This is a genomic window from Propionivibrio dicarboxylicus (assembly GCF_900099695.1).
In the GTDB taxonomy this organism is placed as follows: domain Bacteria; phylum Pseudomonadota; class Gammaproteobacteria; order Burkholderiales; family Rhodocyclaceae; genus Propionivibrio; species Propionivibrio dicarboxylicus.
Window position 1 is genome coordinate 1 of record NZ_FNCY01000017.1, and the last position, 13,460, is coordinate 13,460.

At 62.2% G+C, this 13,460-nt stretch carries 13 protein-coding genes; 2 read left to right on the forward strand and 11 right to left on the reverse strand.

Annotation, left to right across the window (positions count from 1 at the left end):
- Together BLR25_RS16340 and BLR25_RS16345 are read right to left on the reverse strand one after the other, a co-directional pair.
- Positions 1-458 (reverse strand): ABC transporter permease (locus BLR25_RS16340; protein WP_176785948.1); only part of this gene is annotated, 458 nt, incomplete at its 3' end.
- A 138-nt stretch (positions 459-596) separates the two neighbouring features.
- Positions 597-1,541 (reverse strand): sugar ABC transporter substrate-binding protein, encoded by a 945-nt coding sequence (locus tag BLR25_RS16345; RefSeq protein ID WP_176785949.1) that lies wholly within the window; start codon positions 1,539-1,541, stop codon positions 597-599.
- 308 nt (positions 1,542-1,849) lie between these two features.
- On the opposite strand from BLR25_RS16345, the gene BLR25_RS16355 reads away from it, so the two are divergent.
- Both BLR25_RS16355 and BLR25_RS16360 read left to right on the forward strand, forming a co-directional pair.
- Complete coding sequence (locus BLR25_RS16355; RefSeq protein WP_091939063.1) at positions 1,850-2,704, forward strand: L-ribulose-5-phosphate 3-epimerase; 855 nt, start codon at positions 1,850-1,852, stop codon at positions 2,702-2,704.
- Entirely contained in the window at positions 2,704-3,408 is a 705-nt protein-coding gene (locus BLR25_RS16360) for an L-ribulose-5-phosphate 4-epimerase (RefSeq protein WP_091939065.1), read from the forward strand. Before BLR25_RS16355 ends, BLR25_RS16360 begins: the two co-directional genes overlap by 1 nt.
- Positions 3,409-3,456: 48 nt before the next feature.
- On the opposite strand, the gene BLR25_RS16365 is transcribed toward BLR25_RS16360, so the two are convergent.
- From BLR25_RS16365 to BLR25_RS16405, 9 genes are all read right to left on the reverse strand, one after another.
- A complete protein-coding gene (locus BLR25_RS16365; RefSeq protein WP_218122783.1) occupies positions 3,457-4,380 on the reverse strand; it encodes an alanyl-tRNA editing protein in 924 nt (307 codons plus the stop codon).
- 102 nt (positions 4,381-4,482) lie between these two features.
- Positions 4,483-4,797 carry a DUF4387 domain-containing protein gene (locus BLR25_RS16370; protein WP_091939068.1) on the reverse strand — a complete coding sequence of 105 codons (315 nt, stop codon included), beginning with the start codon at positions 4,795-4,797 and terminating at the stop codon, positions 4,483-4,485.
- A 25-nt stretch (positions 4,798-4,822) separates the two neighbouring features.
- Positions 4,823-6,175 carry an acyclic terpene utilization AtuA family protein gene (locus tag BLR25_RS16375; RefSeq protein ID WP_091939070.1) on the reverse strand — a complete coding sequence of 451 codons (1,353 nt, stop codon included), beginning with the start codon at positions 6,173-6,175 and terminating at the stop codon, positions 4,823-4,825.
- A 2-nt stretch (positions 6,176-6,177) separates the two neighbouring features.
- A complete protein-coding gene (locus BLR25_RS16380) occupies positions 6,178-7,422 on the reverse strand; it encodes a methylaspartate ammonia-lyase (protein WP_091939071.1) in 1,245 nt (414 codons plus the stop codon).
- Positions 7,419-8,864: a methylaspartate mutase subunit E gene (locus tag BLR25_RS16385; RefSeq protein WP_091939073.1), complete on the reverse strand. Its 1,446-nt coding sequence runs from the start codon at positions 8,862-8,864 to the stop codon at positions 7,419-7,421. The genes BLR25_RS16380 and BLR25_RS16385 overlap by 4 nt, the downstream gene beginning before the upstream one ends.
- A gap of 17 nt (positions 8,865-8,881) precedes the next feature.
- Positions 8,882-10,246 (reverse strand): glutamate mutase L, encoded by a 1,365-nt coding sequence (locus BLR25_RS16390; RefSeq protein WP_091939075.1) that lies wholly within the window; start codon positions 10,244-10,246, stop codon positions 8,882-8,884.
- On the reverse strand, positions 10,243-10,659 hold the full coding sequence (gene glmS / locus BLR25_RS16395; RefSeq protein WP_091939077.1) for a methylaspartate mutase subunit S: 417 nt from the start codon (positions 10,657-10,659) through the stop codon (positions 10,243-10,245). The genes BLR25_RS16390 and glmS overlap by 4 nt, the downstream gene beginning before the upstream one ends.
- 351 nt (positions 10,660-11,010) lie before the next feature.
- Positions 11,011-11,811, reverse strand: a complete 801-nt coding sequence (locus tag BLR25_RS16400) for a DeoR/GlpR family DNA-binding transcription regulator (protein WP_091939078.1) — start codon at positions 11,809-11,811, stop codon at positions 11,011-11,013.
- A gap of 10 nt (positions 11,812-11,821) precedes the next feature.
- Positions 11,822-13,315, reverse strand: coding sequence for an FGGY-family carbohydrate kinase (locus BLR25_RS16405; protein WP_091939080.1), 1,494 nt, complete (start codon positions 13,313-13,315; stop codon positions 11,822-11,824).
- Positions 13,316-13,460 lie beyond the last annotated feature (145 nt).

A 13,460-nucleotide genomic window follows, 5' to 3' on the forward strand; every position in this document is an offset into this window, starting at 1 on the left:
ACCGGCCCGACCGTCTCGCCGAAGGAGAGAAAGACCTCGTCCTGGATGAAGACGTTCTTGACGAAGCCCTGTTCGTCCTTGACCGCCGCGATCAGCGCCAACCCCGCGAGAATGCCCCGCGTCGCCAGCGTGACAATGAATTCAGGCAGCTCGAAGTAGGTGATGAAGAAGCCGTTCACCCAGCCGATCAGGCAGCCTCCGGCCAGCGCGATCGGAATGTAGATATACGCCGGCAGTTGCGTGTAGGAAATGAAGTTGATGCAGACCATCGAGGTGATGGCCACCACGGCGCCGATCGACATGTCGATCCCCGCCGTGATCAGCACCAGCGTGAAACCGATCGCGATGATCCCCGTCAGCGACGCCTCCTGCAACAGCGTCATGATGTTGTCCAGCGTCAGGAACGTGGGCGTGGCTAGGGACAGGAGCGCCGAGATGAGCAGCAGCAACCCGATCAAGATGAGTCGTCGTATGGCACTGACCGACACGATAAAACCTCCGAACGATGCTTGGATTTCTGGGTGATACGAGGAGGGAAAACACTCCGGATGTTGGCAGTGACGGCGCCCGCGGGCGCCGTCATCCGGAGGCAGGTCTTACCAGCGGTCTTCAGCCTTGATCTGGGCAACCGTCGCCTTGGTCGCAGCGAACGGCGGCACGGTGATGATCTCGGTCTTGCCGCCCTTCTTCTTGGCGCCCGAGAGCAGATCAAGCACATATTGCGCAGCGGTGGCGCCCTGGTTGTAGGCGTTGGTGTAGGCGGTGCCGGTGATCTTGCCTTGCTCGATCAGCGCCAGCGTGCTCTTCTGCCCGTTGAAGCCCCAGATCTGGACCTTCGCCAGGCGACCGGCGGCTTCGGCGGCGATCATGGCGCCTTCGGCCATATTGTCATTGACGGCGAAGACGGCATCCAGCTCCTTATTGACTTGCAGGAAGCTGTTCATGATCTCGATCGCCTTGTCCTTGTTCCAGGCCGCGTTCTGGGCGCCGACGATCTTGATGCCGGGATAGTTCTTGGCCATCGCGTTGCGGAAACCCTTCTCGCGCTCGACGCCGGCCTGCGCACCCGGAGGCGATTGCAGGATGGCGACATTGCCCTTGCCACCGAGCGCCTTGCCGATGCTTTCGCCGACCATGGCGCCGGCACCTTCGTCGTCCATCGTCACGCAGGCAGCGTGCGGCAGCATCGTGTCGGTATTCAGCGTGATGACGTGAATGCCCTTGCCTTCGGCCTTCTTGACGCTGGCCGTCAGCGCGGCGGCATCGATCGGTTGCAAAATGATCGCGTTGTAACCCTGGTTGATGAAGTCGTCCATCATTGTCACCTGAATCTCGGCCTTCATCTGCGCGTCAAGCGACTGCAGACTGACATTCGGCTGATTTTTCACGGTCCGCTCGATGCCCGCCTTCCAGGCTTGCGTCAGCGCCTGACCAACCGTGCTTGGCAGATAACCGATCTTGTAGCTCGTCTGTGCCTGCGCCGCGCCACCCGCCGTCACGAACAAGGCGGTCAAGATTGCCATCCATTTTGCTTTTGCCATGTTGCCTCTCCTGATTGTTTGCCGATTAAGAACCACAACGATCATTATGATCACTTATGGAACCATTCTATAGTCAACGTGTCGCCTTTTGCAAGAAATATTTGATGAAATAATTTCCTTTAAAAATCATTTGATTGCAGACACAATTCGCCAGCCCTACGGCATAAGCACACATCAAGCCCGACGCGGCAAACGACGCAAAACTTCTCTTTTTAACCATCATAACGATCACTTTGCGCTTTTCGCAGTTTACAATTGACCAAAAAACCACGTACACTCCCACCCCACCCCGTATCGAAAGGCGGCCCATGGACAATCCGGTCGGTATTTACGAAAAAGCCCTTCCCAAACACTTGAGCTGGTCCGAGCGCTTTGCTGCGGCAAGGAACGCCGGTTACGACTTTCTCGAACTCTCGGTCGATGAGACGCCCGAACGCATGGCGCGCCTCGACTGGTCGCTCGCCGAGCGGCTCGATTTCTTCCGCCAATCGCGCGAGGCCGGCATCCCGGTGCCAAGCATGTGCCTCTCGGGCCATCGCAAGATCCCCTTCGGCAGCGCCGACCCGGCGATCCGCAAACAGGCCGCCGACTTCATGGAAAAAGCGATCCGCTTCGCCTGCGACACAGGCATCCGCGTCATCCAGTTGGCCGGCTACGATGTTTACTATGAGCCGAGCACGCGCGCATCGCGCGAACGCTATATCGAAGGCATGGAAAAGGCGCTCGAGGTCGCGGCGCAGCATCAGGTCATGCTCGGCCTCGAAATCATGGACACGCCGTTCCAGAACTCGATCACCCGCTATCTGAAGCTCAAGGAGCGCCTGCCCTCGCCATGGTTCAAGGTCTATCCCGACCTCGGCAACCTGACCGCCTGGGGCAACGACGTCGCCCACGAACTTGAAATCGGCATCGACCACATCGTCGGCGTGCACGTCAAGGAAACGAAGGCCGTCGGCCCCGACTTCCCCGGTGCCTTCCGCGACATTCCCTTCGGCGAGGGCTGCGTCGACTTCGTGCATTGTTTCCAGACATTGAAGTCGCTGCGCTATGCCGGCCCGTTCCTGATCGAAATGTGGACCGAGAAAGCCGCCGACCCGCTCGCCGAAATCGCCAAGGCCCGCCAGTGGGTCGGCGAACGTCTCACTCAAGGAGGATATGAATAATGCTTGAACAACTGAAACAGGAAGTGCTCGAGGCCAACCTCGACCTGCCCAAGCTCGGCCTCGTCGACTTCACCTGGGGCAATGTCAGCGGCAAGGACGCCGATACCGGCGCCATCGTCATCAAGCCAAGCGGCGTTCCCTACGAGACGATGAAGGTCGAGGACATGGTCGTCGTCGACCGCGACGGCAAGCGCATCGAAGGCACGCTCAACCCCTCCTCCGACCTCGCTACCCACGTCGAGTTGTATCGCCATTTCCCGACACTCGGCGGCATCGTGCACACGCACTCGACCTGGGCGACCGTCTGGGCACAAGCCTGCCGTGGCATCCCGGCCTTCGGCACGACCCACGCCGACTATTTCTACGGCGAAATCCCCTGCACTGCGGTGCTCACCGAAGCCGAGGTCAAGGAACACTACGAAGCGCAGACCGGCATCGCCATCGTCGAACGGTTCAAGGCCGGCAAGCTCGATCCCAAGGACGTGCCGGCCGTGCTCGTCGCCAATCACGGCCCCTTCGCCTGGGGCAAGACCGCGCACGACGCCGTGCATAATGCCGCCGTGCTCGAACTGACGGCGCGCATGGCGCTGCTCAGCCTGCAGCTGGCGCCGAACCTGCCGCCGATGCCGCAATACCTGCTCGACAAGCACTACCTGCGCAAGCACGGCCCCGGCGCCTACTACGGGCAAAGCGGCGGTAAATAAGACGCAGCGGCGGCATCGCCGCCCCCGATCCCGGCGATGCCGCCGGGATCAGCCGACGATCTTCAGGATGCGGTCGAAACCCGTTTCCTGCTGCGCTTCACCGACCATACCGACCAGCAGGTACTCCTGGTCGATCGGATTGAAGCGAAACTCGGGCAATAACCGGAACGACTCGATCAGCCCCGTCGACGGCACGTGCGTGCGCACACCGGTGCATTCGATGACCTCGTCGCCGATGCGGATGTGATCCTCGTCGGCCGGCGTGATCGGCAGATCGCGGGCGATGTATTCGGCGACATCGGCCTCCAGCTTCTTGAAATCGATTTCCGGCGGATGCGTGAAGCCGATGACAAAGCCATGCTTGACGTCGGAGTGCAGCCCGGGAATCGGGATACCGTAATCGCGCGACAGGATCATGCTGGTGATGTCCTCGGCCGAGTGCGCCATCTTGCGGTACTTGACGGTGCGATAGACGATCTCCTTGATCGCCGCCGGATCGGGACCGAAAACATTGGGCCGCGCGACAACGACCTCCTCGCCGATGCCGAGGATGATCTGGGCGTTGAAATTGAGGTGCGGATAGAGCAGGTCGAAATGCTCGACGATGACGCGACGACGATGGCGGATCGCCTCGGTCACCACCTCGGCGATTTCCCAGAGCTGGTGGAAAGCCTGCTCGTAACGCACGTCGATGTGATAGGTGTGCGGCCCGAAACGGTCCGACTCGTTGAAGTCGAAGATCGGCGCCGTGCGCAGGTTGATGCCCTCGTCATCATTGGTGAGTTCGAGGCCGGGAAACAGGCCGCGAATCAGCGTCGACTTGCCGGCCCCCTCGGCGCCGATGATGCCGACCAGGAGATCGGTCGGAAACAGATGGCGCTCGGCGATGTCCCGCCCCAGCCGGTACAGGCGCAAACGCCCCCGCGGCGCGTAATAGACCGCGTAGATCAGGGTTTCGTGCATCACCACCATGGCCATCTTCCTTCTCTCGGAAATGCGTCAGCGGACCGAATCATGCCATGACAGCAGGGCACCCGAAACAAAGGGCACCCCGCCTCACAGCCCTCCTCGAAATTAGAGATCGAAGGTCATGCCAAGCAAGGGCGCGTGCTGCTGCGCGCCATACACGTCGGAATCGCCGGGCGCGCCCGAAACGATGCGGCGCGGCATGACGACCTTGACGGCATTGGCCGGTTCGAACCAGACGATGTTGCGGATCTCGTCGAGTCCGACGCCATAGGCCTTTGCGACGCGCTCCGGCGAAAACTGACCGCTGGCGCGCAGCGCGTCGAACAGCGCGCGATCCTTGAGCATGACGTCGAGCACGAGTTCATAAGGCCCGGAGTTCTTGGAGCGAACGACGCGGGCGATGTCGAGAATATTTTTCATGAGCTTATCCTTGTCTCCAACGGGCTCAGCCAACCTGTTCCATGCGGAACGGGAACGCCGTCGCCGGGTCGATCGGCATCAGGTGGTAAAGGGCGAATTCGTAGACGGTGCCAGCCTGCACATCCGACGGCGAGAACGGGAAGGCGAGATTGCCGGCGGTGGCGACGCGACCCGGATAGCCATAGTGCAGAAGCGTCGAGCGCGTCAGCGAACAGACCGTATTGGCCTGCTCCTGCGTGTCGGCGAGCACTTCGATGACGATGCCAAGCTCATGCGCCGTCGCACCCTTCAGCGGCTCCAGTCCCCCCATGACACCGTTCTTGCCGTAGATATGGAAGAACACCTGCGCCTTGGCCTCGTTGCCGAGGATGACACCGACGCGCGCCTTGACTGCATCGATGATCGAATCGATCGTCGAGATCATGATCGGATCGCGCGTGCCGGCGATCGAGATCGTGCGGAAGCCGACCGGCGCCGAGCCTTCGAGCTTGACCTTGTACGGAGTATGCACATGCTTCGAGCCGCGCACTTCGACAGTGCCGTCACCGAGTTCGGTGAAGGTGCACTCGGTCAGGTCGAGGATACCGCCCGGTCCGGGCAGGTGATAAGGATCGGACTTCTCGTAGAGCGTGTGCGCCGCTGCCGATTCGGCGGTGAACTTGCGGTCGTCGGAAAGCGCTTTCAGCACAAAGGAATCCTCGCGCAGGATGCCCATCGCACAGTCCGAACCCGAACCGGGCGAAGCGGCGATGGCGGCGCATTCGAGGATCTTGCCGCAGTGCAGCGCCAGGCCTTCGTCATAGCCCTTCATGATCGGCAGCGCCGCGAAACAAGCCGGGTCGTAACCGCGACCGGCGAGCACCACCTGCGCACCGGCTTCGAGCGCACGGATGAAGGGCTCGACGCCGGCCTGGGCGACGATGTAGGGGCTGGCATCGATGGCTTCATGCGTCAGCGGCGGCACCAGGTCGAGCGGCTCGATGTCACCGGCATCGAGCGCGGCATGGATCGTCGCCTTGTCGACGTCGGTCGGGATCACCGCCATCTTGAAGCTCAGCTTTTCTTCCTTGGCGATTTCGAGAATGATCTCGCGGCACCATTCGAGGTGCGGCGCCGCGCCCGAACCGCCGGCCGTGCCGACGACGACCGGGATGCCGGCTTTGACGCCGTGCGTGATCATGTAGCGCAGGTCGCGTTTGACACCGGTGCGATCGGTGAAGGCCTTGCCGGCGCCGAGATAGTACGGGCCGGGATCGGTCGAGCCGCCGTCGACGGCGATGAGGTCGGGCTTTTCGGCCATGCCGCGCAGGAAGCTGGCTTCCGGGAAGCCATAGCCAAGGATTGCGGTCGGGGAAAGAATCTTGAATTCAGGTTTCATGCTTAGCTTCTCCGTGCTTTAAGCAGCGCCAGCGTGCGATGCATTTCGTTATAGACGATGTTCATTCCTTCATCGAAGCCCATGCCGGGCTTGACCAGCATGCGCATCGGCCGCGCCGCGAGGGCAAGGTGCACACAGGCGCGGGCCGAGACGTCGGTTTCGTTGCAGGTACCGCCCTGATAGGCTTCCATGCCATTGGCGTTACAGTAGAGCACCGACTCGACGATGTTGTGGATGCCGCCGAGGTCGGGCGTCTTGATCTGCGCCATGTGGCAGCACTGCGCGTCGGTGAACTCGACGATGTCCTCGTAGGTGTTGCACCATTCGTCGGCGACGATCTTGACGTTCGAACCGAGTTGTTTGAGGCGCCGTGTGATTTTGCCCAGTTCCTCGATCTGCGCGTCCTTGCTGCCGGCATCGACCGGGCCTTCGATGTAGAGGTCGAGCGGGCCGGCGGCCTTTTCGAGGCCGGCGACATACTCGGCGACGCGTGCGGCGTCCTGGTCGAAGATCAGGCCGATCGTGCCATAGACGTCGATATGCAAGGAGGGTCTGTAGTCCGGCCGCGTGCGCAGCTTCTCGACGCGGGCGACGAGCCAGCGGATGTATTCCTCGAGCTTCTCGCCCTTGTATCCGAGCTTGTCGGGCACATTGTTGATCAGCCCGTGCGGCAGCGCATCGACGCCCTTGAGCAGCATCTTGTCGACGGCGGCATAGCGGTCGTCGCCGCTCTGGCCGAACAGCGGCACCGGTGCAGCGACGAAAGGCAGTTGGTATTCATCGAGAATGACCTCGGCCTTGGTGATGCTGCGCGCTTGCGCCGTCGCGTCGAGCAAGGCCTGCGTCAGGCCGTAGCGGATCGCCGTATGCAGGCGCTTGCCGTCGATCTCGAGCGCGTCGAAATAGCGCGCATTGGGCAGGAAAGTCGCCACCGAACGTCCTTCGAGCAGCGGCTTGATATGCTTTTCGAGAAATGGCACGAAGTTCGCGCCAAGGAACAGCGGATCGCGGCCGCCAGCGCCCGAGTACTGCACCGCCGCGCAATCGCCGACGGCGACCGTGCCGTTGTCGAGCACGAGCAGCACCGAGACGCATTCGCCGGCCTGGCGGATGTCGCGGAAGCCGTCGGTGACGGCCTTGCCGAGATAGACGAAGCCGTCCTGCCCGGCGCCGTTCTTGATCGCCTTCTGGTCGTCGAAATAGAAAGAGGAATAGCCCGATACGAACAGGGCCTGGGTAATTTTCATCGCGGTCTCCCGATCAGTTTGCTCTTGGATATGGCATAGATGTCGTCCACCACCATCTGGAAGACGGGCGCACGGTTTTCCGCCTTGGCGCGCTCGGCGATCTTCTCCTTGTGGTAGGCAAGGACGTCGTCCGGCAGCGGCACGCGACCGACTTCGAAGATACGCACGGCGCCCTCGTTGTCGCGCACCGGCATCAGCTTGCCGGCATTGCAGGTGGCGGGTGCGAAGGGCACGTCGAGCACGCCGGCCTCGAAGGCGCGCACGGCGCCGACGGCAACGTCGCCGTTGCCGAGTTCGAAGACCTTGGCCATCACCGCACGCACTTCGCGCTTGATCAGCTCGACTTCGAGATCGACCACCGGACTCGCCGGGAAGACCTGTTCGCGCACCATGTTGAGCAGTTGCGTCGTCGCATCGAGGCCCTGCTTGTTGGCTTCCTTGGTCGGGATGCCGGAAGCTTCGTGCGGCGTCTTGACGATCACTTTGGTCGCGCCCGAGAGCGCCGCCATAGCGCTGCCCCAGGCGATCACCGAGAAGGCCATCGCCTCGTTCTCGGGGAAACCGCCCATCCATTGGTGGAAGACCGTCGATAACGCATAGTCCTCATAGCCGGCGGCGCGGAAGAACTCGTGCCCGAGTTCGCGCAGCGAGCGGATCGCGGCGATGTCCTGAACGATATTGCCGGCCTGTCCGTATCCCAGCGTAATACACTTGCAGCCCTGTTCAAGTGCCAGCAGGCCCTCGATGATGGCGACGCAGTGCGAGACGAAGGGCGGCACCAGCGTGCCCGAGAGCGGCCCGAAGGGTTCGCGGTTGATGCGCACACCACGCTCCTCGTACAGGCCGACGAGGCGGTCGCAGTACTGCCAGTGACGGATCGAACGCTCGAGCGGCACCTTCTTGGCATAAGGAATGTTGTACGAGATGCCGCCGCCCTCGTAGGCGGTGAAACCGGCTGCCAGCGTGATCTCGCCGAGCAGGCGGGCATCCGGTGTGCCGTGGCGCACCTGCACCGGTTTCTTCAGCGCCTCGACGACGCGACGGCACTCGGCCAGGCCATGATTGACTGCCGGAAAGCCGTTGAGCAGCGAGGTTCCCGCCGCAAGCGAACGGGCGACGCCCTCGGCGGCCTTTTCGTAATGATTGAGACGCGTGTAGGCGTCGATCGTCGACGGCAGCAGGTCGCAGGAGGGCTCGAGGAACTGCAGCAGCTTGATATGCTCATCGACCAGCGCCACACCGGCGCGCGGCTGGCACAGCGTCTTGCCCTCGCGCTCGGCCTTGGCCAACGCACTGGAGAAGCGCTTGCTCTCGGGCAGCGCCAATTGGTAGCGGACGCCGTCCTCGAAGTCGACGCCCTGGCCGGTCGGCCAGGTGCGCATGACTTCTTCGCGTTCGGCCTGGAACGCTTCCATTGTCATTTTTTCGCTTTTCAATTTCATTCAACAGACTCCTAAAGTCAATCTTGCAATAAGCGGATGCCCGCCTGCGCGGCGGCTGCGGGGAAGGCGCGCGCGAGGTTGGCCAGCAACGGGAACAGGTAGTCCGCGTCGCGGTAATAGCTAAAGTGCTGCGGGAACAGCACGAGGCGTCCGCGCGCATCGACGGCGTGCTGCGCGAACCACGGCGCCGGATCGAAATCGGCGGCACGTGCAAGCCAGCCGCCCGAACCGATGACCCGCGCTACCTGGCGCAGATCGCGGCCGGTCTGGATCTTCATCTCGCCGTCCGGCGTGTAGATCGTCGCCAGGCGGCCGACATGACGACGGCACGCCTGCCCGACGCAGACGGCGGCCAGACGCGTATCGAGCGCCGCATCCTCGGGCGTCAGCGGCAGGAACTCGGGCTGCGCCACCACGCGTTCGGCATAGCAGCGCAAGGCTTCGGCGGCGTCGCCGAACTCCGGCTCGCCGGCTTCGACCGTCGTCCTGGCCGACACGCGCATGCCGAGATCCCCCTCGACGGTGCGCTTCACTTCCGGTTCGGGCAGGCCGCGCAACACCGTGCCAAGATCGGGCATTTCCTGATGAACCGAGTACACATCGGTCGTCGCGCCGCCCATGTCGAAGAGCACGAAGCTATCCCATTCGGGCACATGCGCATGGATCGCCCGGGTGTATTCGAGCACGGCAAACGGCGTCGGCACCGGCGCCGCACCGGTCGCCGCCATGATGCGATCGAGCCCTTTGCCCTTGACGATGGTTTCGAGAAAGATCGTGCGGATGGCGTCGCGCGCCGGGTCCGGGTTCGGCTCGTTGAAGACCGGCATCAGGTTGTCGACGATGCGCAGGCGCTTGCCAGCGAGCAGACGTCCGACCTCGGCAGCGACCGAGCGGTTGCCGGCATAGACGATCTCGCAATCGATCGACGAGCGGCCGATCGCCTCGGCATTGGCGCGCACATAATTGGTATTGCCGCCGTCAGTGCCGCCGGCAAAGAGCAGGATGTCGGGCGGCGAGGCTTCGAGGCCGGCGATGTCGTCCTCGGTCAGGTGATAGGCGAAGACCTGCGACAGGCGCGCACCGGCCGACTGGGCGGCGATCTTGCCGATTTCCAGCGTCATTTCCGGCACGAGGCCGATGGCGGCGACGGCGAGCCCGCCTTTCGCCGACGACGAATACTGGAGGCTCAAGCGTCCGTCATGCAGTTGCGCGAGCGGATCGCCCTCGACGATATCGCCGAGCACGGCAAAAAAGCCGTCGGCGAGATTGACCACCGTGGTCGGCCGCGCCGCACGCGCCAGCAAGGACACCGTCTCGCCATCGACGCGGAAGGTCGCGCCTTTTGTCCAGGTCGACCCGATATCGAGACAGGCGACGATCATGAGCGGGCTGCGACGTCCTGTTTGAGCAGGTTCGCCATTTCCTTCAGATCGACGGTCGGCGGAAAGACGCGGTCATAACCCATGCCGCGGAACAGCGTCTCGACTTCGGCGAAGTCACGCTTGCCGATAACGAGGTTGCCACCGACATAAAGCACGACCTTGTCGAGACCGCGTTCGAGGCAGCGACCGCGCAGTCCGTCACAGTCGATTTCGCCGTGACCGTAGATCGATGCCACCAGGATTGCCTGCGCGCCGGTTTCGACGGCGGCATTGATGAACTCGTCCTGGCTGACCATGACGCCGAGATTGACGACCTTGATGCCCTCGGCCGTCAGTGCATGGTCGAGGATCTTGTTGCCGACGGCATGACAGTCGGAACCGATGACACCGAGAACGGCGGTAATGTCGCTCATGAATCTGGTAACCTTTCAAATTCAAACACTTCTTGCAAAAAACGAAGGTTTTCACAAAAACAGAAAACCATTTGATGCACAGAAGGAATAAAGTCGATGTAAAAACTGACGTGTAACTTCTATATTTCAATTTTTACAGGGTGTTACCGAGACGACAAACGACAAATTATCAAAACTTAATTCCGTTTTGGAATGTTATAAATTTGTTAATGCCAAAAAGGAATGAAGTACGGAAAGAGCGGAAGGAACTCAGCGACAAATTCGCGGCAAAACACTGCCCACTGCCAGACGGCGCGAACGCGATTTTCCGTTATCAGACATGCCCCGGCGCCACGCGGACACCCGGCAGACTCAAGCCTCTTCCGGCACCCGCACGACCGACAATCCGGCCTCTTCGAGTTCCTGGCAGAACGAGACCGGCGTCAGCCAGTCGGTGACGATGACGTCGATGCGCGCCAGCGGACAGGTGAGGAAGCTCGAGACGCAATTCATCTTGGTGTGATCGGCGACGACGATGACCTTGCCGCCGGAGTTCTCGATCATCGCCTTGTTGACGCTCGTCTCCTGATGCACGGCGGTCGTGCAGCCCTTGCGGATACTGACGCCATTGATGCCGAGCACGGTCACGCTCGAGAAGATGCTGTGCAGACCGGCGATCGTCAGATCGCCGACCAGCGACTTCGACTGGGCGCGATAGTCGCCGCCAAGCAGGATGAGCTCAAGCTGCGGATCGAGATCGAGTCCCAGGCAGGCGGCGTTGTTCGTCACCACGCGCAGCTTCTTGCCGTGGAGATGACGAATGACTTCCAGCGTCGTCGAGCCGGCATTGATGAAGACCGTTTCGTTCTCGTCAATCAACGAGGCAACATAGCGGCCGATCAGCGCCTTTTCGCGCTTGGCGACGTGATCCTTGGCATCGAAAAACTCTTCCAGACGCAGCCCGGCGATCGACACGGCGCCGCCGCGCGTGCGTTCGAGGAATTTCTCGCCGGCGAGCGTATCGAGATCGCGTCGGATGGTGATCTTCGAGACGCCGAATTCGGTCGCCAACTCGTCGGCCGAAATCGACTGCCGCTGGTACAGCATTTCGAGAATTTTCTTGTGGCGATAATTGGAGATCGACGCGATCGATTGCTTGGCTGCCTGTTTCATCTTCCGACCCTTATTCGAACAGTTCGCGCAACACCGGCGACGCCAGCGCCTGATAGAGCGCCTCCGAGCGCCGGCATTGCCGCTCGTACAGCGCCCGCTGCGACGCGTCCGGACGATATTGCCGCGACGCCTCCGGTCGCGCCGCCCGCGCGAAGGCGGCAGGATAGCTGCTTTCCAGACCGACGGCCACCGCCCCGGCAATCCAGGCCCCGAGCGAGGTCGCTTCGTTATTGGCAAAACGCTCGACCGGCCGGTCGAAGACGTCGCTCTGGATCTGGTTGAAGAGATCAGAACGCGCCAGTCCGCCCGAAACGCTGACCGAGTCGACGCAGCCGCACAGGCGCTCGACCAGCGACAAGCCACCTTTCATCTCGACGGCAATGCCTTCGAGAATCGCCCGCGCCATCTCGCCGCGCGTCGTGCTCAGCGTCAGATTGTAGAAGGCGCCGCGCGCCTGCGGATCCCAGTACGGCGCGCCACTGCCCTTGAAATGCGGCAAGAGCAGCAGCCCGTTGGCGCCGGCCGGCGCCGCCGCCGCCTCGGCATTGAGCGCGTCGAAGGAAGCATCGCCATAAAACGCGTCACGGCACCAGCGGTAGATCGCGCCCGAGGTCAACACCGCCGCCTCAACGATATAGGCGCCCGGCACCGCCGAGGCATTGCAGGCCAGACGCATCGCCTCGTCGAAGACCGGATGATCGGCATGACCGATCATGTAGGAACCGGTGCCGGTATTCGACACCGCCCGATGCGGCGAAAACAGCCCCAGCCCGAGCGCCGCGCACTGCTGGTCGCCGCCGGCCGACACCACGGGCAACCCCGCCGGCAGACCGGTCGCTGACGCCATTGCCGGCGTCAACCCGCCAACGATGGCACCCGGTGCGACGAGATCGCAGAGCATCCGCCGCTCGACGCTGAAAAGGTCAAGCAAGGCATCGTCCCACTGTCGCGCCTTGAGATCGAAAAGATTGGTGCGGCTGCCAAAGGTGTGGTCGGTAACGTAGCGACCGCTGAGCAGATAGAGCACCCAGTCCTGGATGCCGATCATCTTGTGCGTGCGCTGCCAGAGCTCGGGCCGCTCACGCCGGAACCACAACATCTTGAGCGCCGAGAACACCGGCGAGATCTTCAGGCCGGTCTTGCCGTAGACCAGCGCGTCGTTGTCCTGCATCGCCCGCGCCAGCTCGGCGGTACGCCGGTCCTGCCACATGATCGCCGGATGCAGCGGCACGCCGTCGGCATCGACCGGAATCACCGACGAACGCTGCGCCGTCACCGCGATGCCGGCCACCGCGATACCGTCATCCCGTGCCGCAACGGCACAGGCCGCGAGCGAATCGGCAAGAATGCCGGCCCAGGCCTGCGGCGCCTGCTCGACCCGCCCGTCGTCGAAATACTCCGGCGCGTTGTCGCGCTGGTAAATATGCACGATGCGGCCGCCGCCATCATAAAGAATGGCGCGCATGCTCGTCGTACCGACGTCGACGGTGACGATCCCCTTCATTCTTCCCCCGGCTGACAAATTCCTCGCGCCATTCTAATGCCAAAGCCCCTGCCCGAAGCAAGCACTTTCGATCGTTTTGATCGTTTTATGTTTCATTACTTTCCTTGACAGGGTAAAATCAGAGCAAATTGTCGACGCATCACCA

Coding starts and splice junctions, on each gene's coding strand:
- BLR25_RS16385 (WP_091939073.1), bottom strand. CDS start 8,864: ATGAAATTGAAAAGCGAAAAAATGACAATGGAAGCGTTCCAGGCCGAA.
- glmS (WP_091939077.1), bottom strand. CDS start 10,659: ATGAGCGACATTACCGCCGTTCTCGGTGTCATCGGTTCCGACTGTCAT.
- BLR25_RS16405 (WP_091939080.1), bottom strand. CDS start 13,315: ATGAAGGGGATCGTCACCGTCGACGTCGGTACGACGAGCATGCGCGCC.
- BLR25_RS16365 (WP_218122783.1), bottom strand. CDS start 4,380: ATGGTGGTGATGCACGAAACCCTGATCTACGCGGTCTATTACGCGCCG.
- BLR25_RS16380 (WP_091939071.1), bottom strand. CDS start 7,422: ATGAAAATTACCCAGGCCCTGTTCGTATCGGGCTATTCCTCTTTCTAT.
- BLR25_RS16400 (WP_091939078.1), bottom strand. CDS start 11,811: ATGAAACAGGCAGCCAAGCAATCGATCGCGTCGATCTCCAATTATCGC.
- BLR25_RS16390 (WP_091939075.1), bottom strand. CDS start 10,246: ATGATCGTCGCCTGTCTCGATATCGGGTCGACCTGGACAAAAGGCGCG.
- BLR25_RS16360 (WP_091939065.1), top strand. CDS start 2,704: ATGCTTGAACAACTGAAACAGGAAGTGCTCGAGGCCAACCTCGACCTG.
- BLR25_RS16375 (WP_091939070.1), bottom strand. CDS start 6,175: ATGAAACCTGAATTCAAGATTCTTTCCCCGACCGCAATCCTTGGCTAT.
- BLR25_RS16355 (WP_091939063.1), top strand. CDS start 1,850: ATGGACAATCCGGTCGGTATTTACGAAAAAGCCCTTCCCAAACACTTG.
- BLR25_RS16345 (WP_176785949.1), bottom strand. CDS start 1,541: ATGGCAAAAGCAAAATGGATGGCAATCTTGACCGCCTTGTTCGTGACG.
- BLR25_RS16370 (WP_091939068.1), bottom strand. CDS start 4,797: ATGAAAAATATTCTCGACATCGCCCGCGTCGTTCGCTCCAAGAACTCC.